Here is a 15956-nt window from a genome sequence, read left to right on the forward strand (position 1 = left end):
TTATCAGATAGAATAATAAATAGTTGAAAAATAAAAAAAATGTAGTATAACCATATTGTAAATTATATTTTAATAGAAATAGGTAAAAAAATAGATACAGTATGGAGGTGTAAAATGAATACAAGTTATATGGAAATAACTTTAAAATTTATTGTGTTAAAAGAATGTTCCAAAGATGAGATATTAAAAAACGCTGTGAATATAGTGGATAAATACATCTGTAAATATTCAGAGGAATACCACAAAAAACAAACTTTAAAAGATTATTGTGTTTCAAGAATAGAACCAGCACTTTCTAACATTTACAAAAGAGGAGATGTAGTTTCTATAAAAGTTAGAAGTGATAAAAAAGAGATTATAGAGCAATTTAAAAATGATTATATAGAAAATGATTTTTTAAAAACTATTTTGATAGACGAGAAGTTGATTTTTAATAAAAACAAAATCTCAGAAATTTATACCCTAACACCAGCAATTTTTTCATCAGATTCTGATAATAAATATACGTTGAGTGATCGAAAAAATTTAGATGAGTTAAAAAGAGCTTTAATAAAAAATGGAAGAGCTAAGAGCCAGTTAGATGAAGAGTATGATTTTATAGAAAGCATTGAAATTAAAAACTCATATCCAATATCTATAAAGATAACTAGAGATGTTAATGAAATAGTTTATTTAGCTGATAAGTTACAAATAAAAGTTAAATCAGATGAAGTATCCCAAAGAATAGTTAATGCTCTTATAACTAAAGGACTTGGAAGACACTGTACTTGTGGAAATGGATTTATAAATTATAAAAAATAGGAGGAGCTATGAGAAGAATATATGGAGTAATTGGAACAGATGTAAATAATGGAATGTTCAATGCGGATTTTACAGGTGGATGTAGAAGAAATTTTAATGGAGAGTTAGTTCACTCTGATGTTTCTCTTAAATATTGTTTTAGAAATCAGTGGTTTTTAAAAGAGGGAGCTGATTCTGTTTTAGCCTATACAAAATATGATGGGAACTTAAATCCATTGACTTTAGAAAAAAACTTTTCTGAAAAGTTTCCAAAACCTGAAAAAACAAAATCAGGTGTAAAGTCTCAATTACTAACGTATAGAGATATTAAAAACTTTGGAATTGCTTTTGTTGTAAAATCAATAAATATATCTTTAACAGGACCAGTTCAAATTGGGTGGGGTATAAATATAAATGAGTTAGCTGAGGAAAAAACTATTCAAATAACATCACCATTCTCATCTAAAGAGGGAAATGGTCAAACAACATTGGGAACTCAAAATATAGTTGAAAATGCTCTTTTCATAGCTCCTTTTGTTGCGACATTGGGAGAGGAATACACAGATGAGGATTTTAAAGACTTTGTAAATATATCTAAAACTGCTGTTACAAATACACAATCAAGAAGTATGATGGGATGCAATAGTGCATTTTCCCTAGTAGTGGAGCTAGAGGACTCTATAATAGCTACAGATTTTTTAATGGATAGAATATCTTTAAAAGATAACCAATTAACTTTTAACTTTGATGGATTAAAATTAAAAGAGGCTAATTTATATGTAAATCTATATAAATATGAAATTAAAATTTTAAATGCTTGTGTAGATGTTAATATTGAAAATCTATTTTAAAAGGAGATGTATATGGAAATTTTAAAAATCTCTTTAGGAGGTAGAGTAGCTCATTTTGGAATAAATGGAACTAACGATAAAAATAACAGATACTCTTTCCAACATATAACAGGATCCAATATAAAAGGTATTTTAGGAGCGATAGCTGGATACAATGGTTGGAATGAGTTAGATAAAAAAGCTAGTATTCCAGAATTTTTAGAAAAATTAAAAGATTTAGAATATGGAGTAATTCCCAAAAAACCAAAATTTAATAGTACAATTCAAAAATATAATAATACAACTGGGGTTAATAAAGATGATAAAGGTGGAACTTCTTTACAAATAACAGAGGAGTTTTTAGAAGAGGTTAGTTGGGATATTTATCTAAAAAATCTTCCACTTGAGGTAAAAAACAGTATTTTAAATGGAGTAAGTGTCTATCCAACCTCTTTAGGAAAAAAAGGATGTTTTATTAATAAGTTTGATATTGAGATTTTAAGAGGAGATGAGATTGAATCTAATAAACTTCAGAGTATATTTCCTGCTGAATTTTTAAAAGAGGAGGACTTAAGTTTAGAGTTTAATCTATTGGATGATGACTTTTTAGAGGACGATTTTGTATTCTTATACAGTGAGGATTTTTTTCAAGAAACTAAAAATTATGCAATTAGTAAAAACACTTTAAAAGAAAAAGTTAAGTGCATAAGTGTAGATGAAAAAAATATCTATATGATAGGTGGTAATTTATGAAGAAACACCTATTAGATTTCTATGAAAAATATAATATAAAAGATATTGTTTTTAGAGAGTGGATTTTAAAAGATTCTTTGGTAGTATTAATTGATGCAAGTGGTGAGATAAAATCAATTTTTCTTGCTGATAAAAATAATAAAAGTGATATAAACTATTCAAAAGTAGCAAAATATGATTTATATTCTTTAACTCTGGGATCTAATTACTCAGTTATACAAAAATCTGATAGTAATAACGAGTATTCTTTTATGTTCAAAAAAGAGAAAAAATCAGAGGATAATATAGCTTTATTAGAGAGTTATAAAGAAAATTTAAAAAAGAAGTTAGAAGTAGATTTAGCTAAAGGAATTGGTAAAGTTCTACCAAATCTTTTAAAAAGAGAAGAGTTTAGAGATTTAAAAGATGGAAGTTGGGTGAAAATATTTACTGAACTTGATGAAGAAAAGTATATGGAAGCTTATAAAAGGTATATTAAGTCTAGAGGTGAAATGGATATATTTTTAAATACTGCAAATTACAAAAAGCCATACCTTTCAGATAATGCTACAACTATAACTAAGAATATCCAAAAGGCTCAAGGAGAGGAGTTAGAAAAATTTGCATTTTTAGATAAATTCTTTTACTTACAAGTAAAGCAAAATAAAACTTTTATCTATTATGACGATCTTGATTCTGAAAACTTTAAATGCTGTAGTAGAAAAGATGTTGATAAAAATATTGGATTTAAAGGTTATCTAATAGAGGTCGGTCAGGATAATGGAAGAGGAACACTTATAAATTTTAAGAGTGTAAATAAAAAAATATATAAGGATATAACACTGCTACCCCTATATAAATCAGAACATTTATCAACTATGAAAAAAGAGATTCTAAGCTTCCAAGATTTTATCAATTTCATGTATGTATTTTTTAAAATTGATTGGGATGATAAAAACAAAAGATCAAGAGATGTAAACTCTCAGATGATTTTAGATTCACTAGATTCTTTTGTAATATATGGAACAACAATACCATTTAAACATCTAAAGAGATACTTTTTAAATGTGATAATTAAAACATTTTTTAGTCATGATAATATAAAGGTTATGAACCAACTAAATCTTTTTAATACGATTTACAAGGAGGAGTATATGGAGTGTTCTAGTTTAAAATTAGGAAGGGTTATTAGATACTTAGAAAGAAAAGTAGCTAATGGTTTCGGAGATTATAGAGGATACTTTAGAGATATGAATTTCAAAAGTGCTAAAAGATCTTTAGAACAATTGATAGCATATCATCATCATAATGTCTATGCATGTAAAAATCATCAAATTTTAGAAAAAGATATTCTTGAAGTTTTAAATACAGATGATAGTTTAAAAGTTGACAATGTTCAATTATTAAAGGGGTATTTAGAGGAGATAAAATATTATGGAGATAGAAAAGAAGAGGATTTATGCTCACAAGAGAGTAATCAATAATAATATTTTTTACGAAGATCTTGAAGCTCATGGAGCTTTAACAAGAGAATATGCAAAAGAGATTTCATATAAAGATATAGTTGAAAAATTAGGCTACAATTATGAAGAGTTTTTAAATGGGGTAGAAGCTCATGATTTAGGAAAACAAAATTTAAACTTTCAAAAAAAGATTAAAAATATCTCTAAGAGTGGAGATACAAGGCATTCAATTTTCTCTGCAATACTTTATATTGAAAAGAACTTAAAAGTTTTGAATAAACAGATATTTTTAAATGCATATGTCATTTATAAACATCATTCAATGCTAACAGATATTAAGGATTTCAATTTAGAGTTAGAGAGTATAGAGCAGTTTAAACAACTTTTACAAAATGAGATATCTTTTAAAAAAGTTTTATTTGAAAAGTGTTTAGATAATTTAAAGAAAAATTTTGAATTTAAAGATTACCTATATGTCAGATACTTTTTTAGTGTTTTAGGAAGTGCTGATATCTTTGCTACACAAGAGTTTATGAGTGGCTATAAATTTGAGAGGTGCAAAGAGTTTTCAGAGTTAAAAGAGTATTTGAAAAAAGATGAGATTTTGGAAAATGTTAAAAATGGAAGATTGGGAACTGGAATAAATGAGCTTAGAAGTACAATGGCTTTAGAAGCTATGAGAAATTTTGAAGGTGGTGTATCTCTATTAGAAGCTCCAACTGGTTGTGGAAAAACAAAAACGGGATATCTTTTAGCTGAACTTTCAAATAAAAAAAGACTTTTTTATGTGGCTCCATTTAATAACATCAGCAATCAAACATATAAAGAGCTATTATCTTTATTTCCCATAGAGGATGTGGGATTAATAAATTCACTATCAGAGATATCTTTAAATTTTAATGATGAAAGTGAAATAATAGAGGCTTACAATAATTATTACTATTTAAACTCGCCTATTGTTGTGACAAGTGGAGTAAACTTTTTTAATATCTTATATTCTAATAAAAAAAAGGACATTTTAAGCTTTTATACACTTGCTAATAGTTGTATAATTATAGACGAGATTCATGCATTTAATTTAAATCTTTGGAAAACATTTTCTTTAGATATATCAATACTATCTAAGATTTTTAATATTGATTTTATAATAATGAGTGCGACTCTACCAAATTTAAAAATATTTTCTAATAAATTTAATAATCTTATAAAAAATAGAGATTATTACTTTAAAAGTAGCTATTTTAAGGATAGAGTTGAACCAATTTTAATAGATATTCAGAACTTAGATGATTTAAAAACAAAAATTATTGAACTTTCAAAGGAGCACTCAAAAATTTTAATTGAGTTTATTAATAAAAAAAGTGCATATGAATTTTATGAAGTGTTAAAAAAAGAGTTTGGCTCTAGCTCTAAAGAGATTTTATTGATAACTGGAGATACTAAAAATCAGGAAAGACAGGATATCTTATCTAAAACAGAGAGTAAAACAAAGGTTTGGGAAGGTATCTTAATTGGAACTCAAGTTATAGAAGCTGGAGTTAATATAGACTTTGATATTGGATTAAAGGATATATCTATTTTAGAGAGTGAAGAGCAATTTGCAGGAAGAATCAATAGAAATGCTTTGAAAAAAGGTTCAAAGGTTTATTTTTTTAACTATTTTGATGCTAAAAAAATTTTAACAAATGATGTTAGAGCATCTCAGGAGTTGACTCTTATGGATGGCAATATCTTTGAAAACTTTAAAAATAAAGAGTTTCTGCCTTTTTATGAAAAAGTTATGGGATTTTTAGATTTAAAAAGTGAGTTTAAAGATTATTGGAATTTTGAAGAAAAATCAAAGTTTATGAGGCTTATAGATAATGATGGAGAAACTGTTTTTGTTTTGAGTGAGGAAACAGGAGAGATTTTGGAAAAATATAATGAGATTTATGAAAATATGGAGATTAGCTTTTATGAAAGAGCTATAAAATTAAAGAATTTAAGAAGTAAGATAATAGATAACTCTATCACTTTATATCGTGGAGATGATAGATTGGAAAAAGTTGAAAGAAAAAATGGAGTAAGCTATTTAAAATCTGTCGACCTCTAATAAGGAGAATTTATTGGGAGATCGACAGATGATGAGACTATTCAATTATAGAGAGAGCTTTCTAAAAGAGTATAAAAAGTTAAGAGAAAAGCCAAATAAATTTCTTCTTCGATAAATTACCCTCTATACACTCTCAATTAGAGAGGGCTTATACTAGCATGGGGTTTTAGATTAACTAAGTAGTTTGTAAATTTTATTACTCATGATTATGTTGAAAATTTAGTTGCTGTTTTAGATTAACTAAGTAGTTTGTAAATTTTTTAGGACTGGTTACATGATAAGGTATTTCAATTGTTTTAGATTAACTAAGTAGTTTGTAAATATCTCATCCTCATTAACTATTTCACTTTTTATAATTTCGGTTTTAGATTAACTAAGTAGTTTGTAAATATGATAAAAAAGTTGCTAGAGTTCTTCAATTAATGGTTTTAGATTAACTAAGTAGTTTGTAAATGCTTATAAGATATGTTTTTCTCCTATTTCTATTTAATGGTTTTAGATTAACTAAGTAGTTTGTAAATGTTGTAGACTCTTTTATCTTTAACCTTATATGATTGTTTTAGATTAACTAAGTAGTTTGTAAATGTTTTAGTGCAAACTTTGACTACATCCTCTGCCATAGTTTTAGATTAACTAAGTAGTTTGTAAATAAGGACAAACAATAATACAATATTTGACACTAAATGTTTTAGATTAACTAAGTAGTTTGTAAATACAGATAATTTAGATTTATCATCAAAGAACTTAGTATAGTTTTAGATTAACTAAGTAGTTTATTGAGGAATAATATCTCTGAATATGATATTATTCCTTTTTACTATAAACTAAATTAATTTTATTAGAATTTATTTATTTTACCAAAAAAGTTTTTAATTTATTTTTTATTTTTTCTAAGTCACTACAAGTCAAAATAGGTATCAGTTTGTTAATTTCATCAACATCTAAATTCCACCACTGAAGTTTTTCTAAAATTTTAATCATTTCATCATCAAATCTTTTTCTAATCTCTTTAGCAGGATTTCCAGCTACAATAGTATAGGGTGGGACATTGCTACCAACTGTACTATTAGCACCGATAATCGCACCATCTCCAATTTTTACACCAGGTAAGATAGTAGTGTTTTGACCAATCCAAACATCATTTCCAACAACAGTATTCCCTTTTATAGGCATTTCTGACAAAGATGGAGCTTGTTGATTCCATCCTTCTAGAATATAAAATGGAAATGTTGAAACAGCATTCATCTGATGATTAGCACCATTCATTATAAAGTTAACACCTTTAGCAATTTGACAAAATTTTCCAATAATCAATTTATCTTCACAAAAATCATAATGATGAGATACATGACTTTCAAAATCGGTATCTCCAAAATATGTAAATTCTCCAACAATAATATTCGGGTTTTTAATTGTTGGTTTAATATATGTTAAAGTTTTTACTCCTGGAATAGGATAAATCTTATTCGGATCAGGCATTGTTCTATTTTTCAATATAATCACCTCCATTTTATTATAAAATTTTCTTTAAAATACTACAAGTTTATTTTTTCAATTTGGTTTATAAAATTTATATAAGTTGAGAGTGCTTTAGTTATTTGAATCACTATATAAACTTAAGAACTTCTCATTAAAAGGTATTTCAACAATCAACCGTTCAGATAGTTTACCGATACTCTTTCTTTTAATTTTTATACCTTTTAAATCTTTTGTATTTTCACAGTGAGTTCCACCACAAGGAACAATATAGTTATCACATTTCCAATATAGAGCTTCGTTTTCTTCTGGATGAGGGAATACCTCTATTGGAATATTTTTTTCTATATATTCGTTGCAACGAGTTTCTATGTTTGCTATTTGTTCAGGAGTAAATTTAAAATCTATTGAAAAATCTAGTCTTCCATATTTATCAGTTATTTTAGCACCAACAATTTTTTTATCAATACCTGAAAACATCTCTTCTAATACCATTAAAGCCAAATGTAAACCAGAGTGGTGAAGAGTTGTCTGAGCTCTTTTTAAATGATCCAATTTTATAAGAAACTTTTCATCTTTTTCAAATTCAAAACTACTATTAATATGATGAACAATTTGATTCTCTACCTTTATACTAGGAAAATCGTTTAAAAAGATATTTCTTCCTTTAATTTTAGTTGTATTATAAAAGGGGATTTCAGACCCATCTTTACATCTAATTAATGTTCCAACATCTCCTATTTGTCCACCTCCTTCTGGATAAGCAATAGATCTATCAAATATTAATCCATTCTCTATACTTTCAATTAAAATTGCTTCACATGAAGTTTGAAACTGATTTTTATAATATATTTTTTCTGTTTTCATAATTGGCTCCTTTTAAATTTAATTTACAAATATTAAAAAAAATAGTATAACAGTGATATCGGTGGAATATATTTTTAATTCTACAAAACCATAACAAATATGTCAATGTTATATAGTAAAAACTGTAGTACTACAGATGGAGGCTTTATGAAGGTTAATTTAGAACAAAAGAAAATACCTATCTATTTAAAAATTTATGAGGAGTTAAAAAATAAAATTGAAAAAAATGAATATCCAGAAAATTCAAAGCTGCCATCAATTAGACAGCTTGCTCTAAAATATAAATTAAATAATATTACAATTATGAAAGCTTTTACTCTTTTAGAAAAAGAGGGATATATTATAAAAAAACGTGGTGTTGGGATATTTGTAAAATCTAAAGAATTTTTATTTTATAACACTGCATCAAATAACCTTATTGAAACTTTCAAGGTAGGACAACTAAAAGACAATAATCTCATTAATTTTGCAAGTGGAACTCCTTCTGAAGATGTTTATCCATTTGAAATTTTTAAGAAGTTGTATAATCAAGTTTTAGAAGAGTGTGGTCCTAAAATTATGCTATATCATCCTACTCAAGGTTTAGATGAGCTTCGAGAAACTATTAAGCAAGATATTGAAGAAAAAGGAATTTTTGTATCAAAAGATGATATTCAAATAACTAGTGGTTCTCAGCAAGGATTAGATTTAATATTAAAAACTTTTTCATCTAAAAGAAAAAATAAAATAATTGTAGGAAATCCAACTTATCATGGAGCTTTAAATACCTTTAAAACAAATTGTAAAATTTATCCTGTAGAAATAGAAGAGGATGGATTTAATCTTACTCAATTAGAAAATATTTTATCTGAAGAAAAAATCTCTTTTATATATACAACAATGGATTTTAGTTGTCCCACAGGTATTTCTTGGAGTGAAGAAAAAAAACAAAGATTAATTTCATTAGCTAGGAAATATAATACTTTGATTGTTGAAGATGATTTTGCATCTGAACTTTCTTTTAATAATATCCCTAAAACATCTATAAAATCTTTGGATTTGGATAATAAAATTGTTATTTATATTAAGTCATTTTCTAAAATAATTATGCCAGGATTGAGATTAGCATATATGATAGCACCGCAAGAGCTTATTTCTAAAATCGTGACTGTAAAATTTACTACAGATATAACTACATCAGCTCTTGACCAAAAAGTTTTAGCTCATTTTTTAAAGAATGGCTTTTTAAAATCACATGTAGCGAATTTGTTTAAAATCTATAGTGAAAGATACAATGCTTTAATTGAAGAATTGAAACAAGTACCATATATAGAGGTTGTTTATAATATTAACGGCGGATTTTATATTTGGATAAAACTAAGTGAAGATATTGATTCAAGTAAGTTTTATTTAAAGTGCAAGGAAAATAATATTTTGCTTCTTTCTGGAAATGTTTTCTTTTTAGATAATCAAAAAAATCAATATTTTAGACTTAGTTTTGCTACAACAGATATTCCTGAAATTATAGATGGGATAAACCGTTTAAAAATAATAGCTAAAAATATTTGACAATTTAATATATTTGTAATAGTATTGTTTAAATTAAATTAAATTAAAAATAGGGGGGATTTTAATGAAAGTTGAAATGAAAAAAATTAGTGCCCAAGATGGAATGGATGTTTATAACTTTCTTTGTGATATAGGGGAAGGTGAAAATGGATTTATTATGACACCACCTAAAAATGAAGAGGATTTTAAAAACTTACTAAATAAATACATAAAAGATTCTGAGAAAAATCAACCATCTGGAAGAGTGCCACAAGACATATTTTGGATGTATGTAAATGATGAAATCGTTGGAATAATTAAGATTAGACCTATATTGAACGAGAATCTTTTAATCAATGGTGGGAATATGGGATACAGCATATCTCCAAAATATAGAGGAAAAGGATACGGAAAACTAATTGTAAAAAAAGGATTAGAGATTTTAAAATCAAAGGATACAATGGAAGCTTTAGTGACTGTGCATGATGACAATATCCCTTCTAGAAAATCAGTAGAATCAAATAATGGAGTCTTACAAGATATAAATAACAATATATGTAGATATTGGATAAGAAATTATTAAAAAGTGTTCTTTAAAATAGAAGTAAAAAAGAGATATACTTTTGTATATCTCTTTTAAAAATACTTAATCTAGTTAAGCTACAACTGTATCTTTAGCCAATATCTCCAATTTTTTAACATTAACCTTATAACCTTTTTTCAATTTTATAAGCACCCCTTGTTCTAAAAACTCTTTAAAAATATATAGTAGTTGTCTATAGCTAACTCCTAGATATTCAGCTGTTTCTGTATGTTTTTCTAAATATATTTCATTACTTTGAGACATTAAAATATATCCAGCTAATCTATTTTTCAAACCATAATTTTGATTTTTAGAATGAAAATAAGTTCGTTCTAACATTTTATTCCCAATAAATTTAGATAGAGCAAATAAAAATTGAGTGTCTTTAGTTAACTCTTTTTTAGCCAGAGACATATCAATTGAAACAAAAATTGATTCTGTTATTGAAATAACCTCTTTAGGATCCTTTTCAATTTCTAAAAAACTTAGCTCTCCTAGATACTCACCTTTCTTTACAAAATGAATTATTGACTGCTTTCCATCTTCGTGGACAAAAATTATCTTAGCTCTTCCTTGAATCATAAATCTCAATTTTTCAAGAGAGTCGTTATAGAAAATAATTTTTTCCCCTGGATTAAAAACTTCAATCTCCATCTTAGAAGTAAGGGAACCAAAAATATTACCATAGTTATCAATATTTGACTTTAAATTCTTATTTATATTTTCCAATGAAAATTTTTTCATAATTTCCTCCATAATGTGCAATATTTCATATTATTATAAAACTATTTCAACTAAAATAATAGTGTAATTATTTTAGAATTTTATATAAATTTATCCACAAATAAAAAGGAGATTATTCAATGAAACTAATTTTAAATATCGTAAAATCTTATATTTTTTACATAATTTCAGCCCTTGGTGTTAGCTTGGGAATAGTTGCAAATATAGGTGTGAGTAGTTATAACTCCATGAACTTAGCTGTTGCAACCATGAGTGACATAAAGGTTGGAACTATCACTATATTTTTCAATATAATATTTTTATTAATCTATATGATATTAACTAAATTTAGTGAAAAATATAAATATTTAATACAAGGAATTTCTGTTTTTATGTTTGGAATTTTTGTTAATTATTTTACATACAATATATTAAGTGGCCTATCCTCTCTTGGATATATTCAAAGAGTCTTACTTTTTAGTGGAGGAACAGTAATAAGCGGGTTGTCTATAGGTATTATTATCTATTATAATATAATAACTTTTCCTCTTGAAAACGTATGTATAAAAATATCTCAAATGACTAAAATTTCATTTATGAAATTGAGATATTTAGTAGATATTTTTTCTCTTATTATTTCAGTAGGAATATCAATGGTTGGAGAGCTTCCAATCTATGTTAGGGAAGGGACGATAATAAGTATGTTCATTTTATCTTTAAGCATAAATCTTGCAAAAGATTATGCTGAAAAAAATAACGGGGTGAAATCATGAAATACAATACATTAATTTTTGATGCAGACGACACTTTATTTGATTTTAAAGCATCAGAAATGGAAGCTTTAGAAAAAACTTTAATTGGTTATGGAATCAATTATGATAAGGAATACCATTTGCCAATATACAAGGAGATAAATACTAAAATATGGAAAGAGTTAGAGGATGGAAAAATAACTCAAAGTGAGTTAAAAATAGAAAGGTTTAGAAGATATTGCAACCATTTAAACTATACCTTTGATCCATATGATTTTGCAGATAAATATATGGATAATCTTTCTAAATCTTCAATTCTTTTTCACGATAGCTTAGATTTAATAAAGGAGTTACACGGAAAATATAAATTATTAATTATAACTAATGGATTAACAAAAGTTCAAAATGGAAGAATTAGAAACTCTTTAATAGCTCCATACTTCAATGATATTATAGTTTCTGAAGAGGTAGGTGTTTCAAAACCAAATCCTGAAATATTTAAAATAGCTTTAGAAAATAACCAGATAGAAAATTTATCAGATATCCTAATGATTGGAGATAGCTTAAGTTCAGATATAAAGGGTGGAATAAACTTCGGAATTGATACTTGTTTTTATAATCCCAAAAAGGTTTTAATAAATAGTGAAATTAAACCAACGTATGAAATTTCAGATTTAAAAAGTCTTTTAAACTTAGTATCTAAATTCAAATAAAAATGTTATACTGACGTTGCATACAATATCTATATTGTTAAAACAAAATTTATCAGGGAGATTTAAATGGAAAATAATCAAAAAGGAATGTTGTATTCTTTAAGTGCATTTATAATTTGGGGACTTTTTCCTTTGTATTGGGTAAATTTGAAAAAAATACCAGCTCTAGAAATCGTTTCACACAGAATAATTTGGTCTTTTTTCTTTTTAATTATATTTGTTATTCTAAAAAGAAAAAAAAGTGAGTTAATGGAAGTTTTTAAAAATAAAGAAACAATAAAGTATATTGTTGTAGCTGCCACATTTAACTGTGCTAACTGGATGTCGTATATATATTTAGTTAATAGCAATCGTGTTTTAGAAGCGAGCTTAGGATATTTTATAAACCCGCTGCTTTTAATTCTTGCTGGAAGATTTATTTTTAAGGAAACACTGAGTAAATATCAAAAGATTGCAATTGTTTTAGCCACTTTAGGAGTGTGCTATATGTCTATTATTTATCAAAAGTTACCACTGTACTCTCTTTTAGTAGCTGGAACTTTTACAGGTTATAGTATTGCAAAAAAGAAAATAAAAATTGATCCAATTTTAGCATTGACAATTGAAACTCTTGTGTACTTTCCAATGGCGATTTTGTACTTACTAATGATAAAAGGTGGAAGAGGAATGGAAGCAACAAATTTTGATAAAATTTTACTAATGGGAGCAGGGCTTGTAACTGTAATACCACTTTTCCTTTTTTCTTTGGGAGCAAAATTATCAAAACTATCATCTATTGGATTTTTTCAATATCTTACGCCAACATTAGTTTTATTACTTGGAGTTTTCGTATTTGAAGAGAATTTTTCTACGGTTCATGCTGTAACTTTCTCTTTAATTTGGAGTGGATTAATTATATATACAGTCTCTCTTTTTAAAGTAAATAGGAAGCTACAAAATAATCAGTTATAAAAAAGAGAAGCTAGAGCTTCTCTTTTTCTATTATTTAATTATTTAACAGTAATTACTCTTTCTTCTAATTGAGGAGATACAGTTCCTCTCTTTGAAATATAATCTATCATTGCAGAATAAACCATATATCCACCTTTTCCGACTCTATCTGTTCCTTCTAAGAATGAAGAGAATCCATCTCCACCATTAGCTAAGAAATCATTTGTTGCAACTCTATATTTTTTGTTTTTATCTATATTTTTCCCATTAATTGTTAACTTAGTAATTCTTTTTCCAACTTCTTTTTCAGGATCATAAGTCATTCTAACTTCAGATGATACTTGTAAAACTCCATTAGTAAGTCCTGCAGCATGTTCAAACATCTCTTTTACTTGTGTACCAGTTAAATCAAGAATTGTTAATTCATTTGGAAAAGGTGCGGCACTTATGATACTTCCAAAAGTTATCTCTCCAGATTCAATATCATTTCTTATTCCACCACTATTTGTTACAGCAAATTCTGATCCAAATTCTTTTCCAGCTTCCATAAGTGAATCGGCAAAAAGATTTCCAAGAAGAGATTCAGTTCCATATGAACGTGTTAAAGTTTTATCTGTTTTACCAATAACTTTGCTTGTAATTCCATCTATTTTATTTTTCCATTTATCAATAGATTCTTGAGTTTTTGTATCAGGTGTAATCTCATCATCATAAATTGTTACAAGTTTCCCATTATATTTTGTTATTTTTCCTGTTTTCTCATCATAAGTAAAATCTAATCTTCCAACTTGAGATCCTTGACCATTAGTTGAAACAATCAAAGTATCATTTACTTTAATTGGCTCAGGAGTTCCTTGGTGAGCGTGACCAGTTACAAGTATATCTATTCCAGGAATAGTTTTAGCCATATCAATATCTCTCTTAAGAGCTCTTTCTACATCGTCTCCACCAAAAGAAGATTGTCTTGCAGGAATTCCTTGATGAACAAGTAGAACAACAATATCTGTTTTACCTTTTAACTCAGCAATATATTTTTTTAAATGCTCATCTTCATCTTGAGCTGTGATTCCTTTACGCATTATAGCTGCAACAGTATCATTGAAAGCAAAAACTCCATGAAGCCCAATTACACCTATCTTTAGTCCATCTCTTTCAATTATCATATATGGTTTATCCCAAAATGGTTTTCCTGTTTTATCTTCGTAAACATTTCCTAAAACTATAGGAAATGTAGCTTGTTTTAATTTTTCTCTTCCATTTTCCCAACCGTGATCAAATTCGTGATTTCCTACAGTAGCAGCATCAAATCCCATTGTGTTCATAATATCAATTATCGCTTCCCCTTCAGTTAAAGAACTGATATAAGGCCCTGTAAAATAATCTCCTGCATCTAGAAAAAGAACCTCTCTTTTTCCCTTCTCTTGCTCTTTAACACTTTTTACATAAGTAGTTATATTAGCAAAACCTCCTACTTTTCTATTAGCATCTAATCCTCTAAATAAAAATGGCTCCACGTGTGCATGAAGATCATTTGTGTGAAGGATTGTTACTTCTGCCCCTATCAGATTTGTAGAAACAATTGTTAACCCTAAAGCAAGTAAACCTAAAAATTTTTTCATAATATTCTCCCCAATTTTTTTATAATCTTCGGTAGAATATCAGATTTTCACAAAGTTTTCAAACTTTATTTGAATTAAAAATAATTTTTAAGTTTAAAAATAATACTGTATGTTTATTTTAAACGCTGTAATTGTTTATTCTAAATAGTTAATAAAAAACAGAATAATTTTTTCCAAAAACTTAATTAAGTTAATTAATTATTTATAATCTTTGTTAAATTTTTTTATTTAACTTTTTGTGTTATCATTGCTCTTGGATAAACTTAAAAATTTTTTTAGAGGAGATGTATCATGAAAAAAGAAACTGTTTATGAAAAATCATTAGAACTTCACGAAAAGAATAAAGGAAAGATCGAGGTTATTAGTAAAGTTACTGTAACTTCAAAAGAGGAACTAAGTTTAGCTTATTCACCAGGTGTTGCAGAACCTTGTAGAAGAATAGCAGAGAACAAAGCAGATGTTTATAAATACACTTCAAAAGGGAATATGGTTGCTGTTATAAGTGATGGATCAGCTGTATTAGGACTTGGAAATATTGGACCAGAAGCTGCACTACCAGTTATGGAAGGAAAAGCTATTTTATTTAAAGCATTTGCAGGAGTTAATGCATTTCCAATATGTTTAGATACTCAAGATACTGAAGAGATTATAAGAACTTGTAAAATTTTAGCTCCAAGTTTTGGAGGAATAAATTTAGAGGATATTTCAGCTCCTAGATGTATTGAAATAGAAACTAGATTAAAAGAAGAGTTAGATATCCCAGTATTCCATGATGACCAACATGGTACTGCAATTGTTGTAACAGCAGGAATTTTAAACTCATACAAACTTTTAAAGAAAGATATAACTAAAGCAAAAGTTGTTGTATG

14 protein-coding genes, 1 pseudogene and 1 CRISPR repeat array are annotated in these 15956 nt (G+C 26.9%); of the genes and pseudogenes, 11 read left to right on the top strand and 4 right to left on the bottom strand.

All coding sequences use genetic code 11. From position 1 onward, the window contains the following. The first annotated feature begins 114 nt into the window (after nt 1–114). Genes Q0V08_RS05825 through cas3 form a run of 5 tightly spaced genes read left to right on the top strand, consistent with a single transcriptional unit; the run spans nt 115 to nt 5897 of the window. A complete protein-coding gene (locus Q0V08_RS05825) occupies nt 115–801 on the top strand; it encodes a hypothetical protein (protein ID WP_297432913.1) in 687 nt (228 codons plus the stop codon). Nucleotides 802–809: 8 nt separating this feature from the next. Continuing rightward, nucleotides 810–1631, top strand: coding sequence for a type I CRISPR-associated protein Cas7 (locus tag Q0V08_RS05830; protein ID WP_297432915.1), 822 nt, complete (start codon nt 810–812; stop codon nt 1629–1631). A gap of 12 nt (nt 1632–1643) precedes the next feature. Further along, nucleotides 1644–2363, top strand: a complete 720-nt coding sequence (cas5, locus tag Q0V08_RS05835) for a CRISPR-associated protein Cas5 (protein WP_297432916.1) — start codon at nt 1644–1646, stop codon at nt 2361–2363. Next, nucleotides 2360–3826, top strand: a complete 1467-nt coding sequence (locus tag Q0V08_RS05840) for a hypothetical protein (protein WP_297432918.1) — start codon at nt 2360–2362, stop codon at nt 3824–3826. Before cas5 ends, Q0V08_RS05840 begins: the two co-directional genes overlap by 4 nt. Next, nucleotides 3777–5897, top strand: coding sequence for a CRISPR-associated helicase Cas3' (cas3, locus tag Q0V08_RS05845; protein ID WP_297432920.1), 2121 nt, complete (start codon nt 3777–3779; stop codon nt 5895–5897). Before Q0V08_RS05840 ends, cas3 begins: the two co-directional genes overlap by 50 nt. A 163-nt stretch (nt 5898–6060) precedes the next feature. After that, a CRISPR array of direct repeats spans nt 6061–6678; the repeat unit is 29 nt; unit sequence GTTTTAGATTAACTAAGTAGTTTGTAAAT. A gap of 68 nt (nt 6679–6746) precedes the next feature. Here cas3 and Q0V08_RS05850 read toward each other — a convergent pair. Together Q0V08_RS05850 and Q0V08_RS05855 are read right to left on the bottom strand one after the other, a co-directional pair. Continuing rightward, nucleotides 6747–7391: a CatB-related O-acetyltransferase gene (locus Q0V08_RS05850; RefSeq protein ID WP_297432922.1), complete on the bottom strand. Its 645-nt coding sequence runs from the start codon at nt 7389–7391 to the stop codon at nt 6747–6749. Between the two features lie 96 nt (nt 7392–7487). Beyond that, nucleotides 7488–8240 carry a hypothetical protein gene (locus tag Q0V08_RS05855; RefSeq protein WP_297432923.1) on the bottom strand — a complete coding sequence of 251 codons (753 nt, stop codon included), beginning with the start codon at nt 8238–8240 and terminating at the stop codon, nt 7488–7490. 147 nt (nt 8241–8387) lie between these two features. Here Q0V08_RS05855 and Q0V08_RS05860 point away from each other — a divergent pair, with 147 nt between their 5' ends. After that, nucleotides 8388–9788, top strand: a complete 1401-nt coding sequence (locus tag Q0V08_RS05860; RefSeq protein WP_297432925.1) for a PLP-dependent aminotransferase family protein — start codon at nt 8388–8390, stop codon at nt 9786–9788. Nucleotides 9789–9852: 64 nt separating this feature from the next. After that, nucleotides 9853–10350: a GNAT family N-acetyltransferase gene (locus Q0V08_RS05865; RefSeq protein WP_297432927.1), complete on the top strand. Its 498-nt coding sequence runs from the start codon at nt 9853–9855 to the stop codon at nt 10348–10350. 72 nt (nt 10351–10422) lie between these two features. On the opposite strand, the gene Q0V08_RS05870 is transcribed toward Q0V08_RS05865, so the two are convergent. After that, a complete protein-coding gene (locus tag Q0V08_RS05870) occupies nt 10423–11094 on the bottom strand; it encodes a cyclic nucleotide-binding domain-containing protein (RefSeq protein WP_297432929.1) in 672 nt (223 codons plus the stop codon). 119 nt (nt 11095–11213) lie between these two features. Between Q0V08_RS05870 and Q0V08_RS05875 the strand changes: the two genes are divergently transcribed. From Q0V08_RS05875 to rarD, 3 genes are all read left to right on the top strand, one after another. Beyond that, a complete protein-coding gene (locus Q0V08_RS05875) occupies nt 11214–11846 on the top strand; it encodes a hypothetical protein (RefSeq protein WP_297432931.1) in 633 nt (210 codons plus the stop codon). Further along, nucleotides 11843–12538 (top strand): YjjG family noncanonical pyrimidine nucleotidase, encoded by a 696-nt coding sequence (locus tag Q0V08_RS05880; RefSeq protein WP_297432933.1) that lies wholly within the window; start codon nt 11843–11845, stop codon nt 12536–12538. The genes Q0V08_RS05875 and Q0V08_RS05880 overlap by 4 nt, the downstream gene beginning before the upstream one ends. A gap of 66 nt (nt 12539–12604) precedes the next feature. Beyond that, nucleotides 12605–13489 carry an EamA family transporter RarD gene (gene rarD, locus Q0V08_RS05885; protein WP_257163587.1) on the top strand — a complete coding sequence of 295 codons (885 nt, stop codon included), beginning with the start codon at nt 12605–12607 and terminating at the stop codon, nt 13487–13489. A 38-nt stretch (nt 13490–13527) separates the two neighbouring features. On the opposite strand, the gene Q0V08_RS05890 is transcribed toward rarD, so the two are convergent. Next, nucleotides 13528–15087 carry a bifunctional UDP-sugar hydrolase/5'-nucleotidase gene (locus Q0V08_RS05890; protein ID WP_257163586.1) on the bottom strand — a complete coding sequence of 520 codons (1560 nt, stop codon included), beginning with the start codon at nt 15085–15087 and terminating at the stop codon, nt 13528–13530. Nucleotides 15088–15378: 291 nt separating this feature from the next. On the opposite strand from Q0V08_RS05890, the pseudogene Q0V08_RS05895 reads away from it, so the two are divergent. Continuing rightward, a pseudogene (locus Q0V08_RS05895) lies at nt 15379–15956 on the top strand (NAD-dependent malic enzyme); the annotation flags it as partial.

Origin of the sequence: uncultured Cetobacterium sp., from assembly GCF_947038635.1 — a bacterium.
Classification (GTDB): domain Bacteria; phylum Fusobacteriota; class Fusobacteriia; order Fusobacteriales; family Fusobacteriaceae; genus Cetobacterium_A.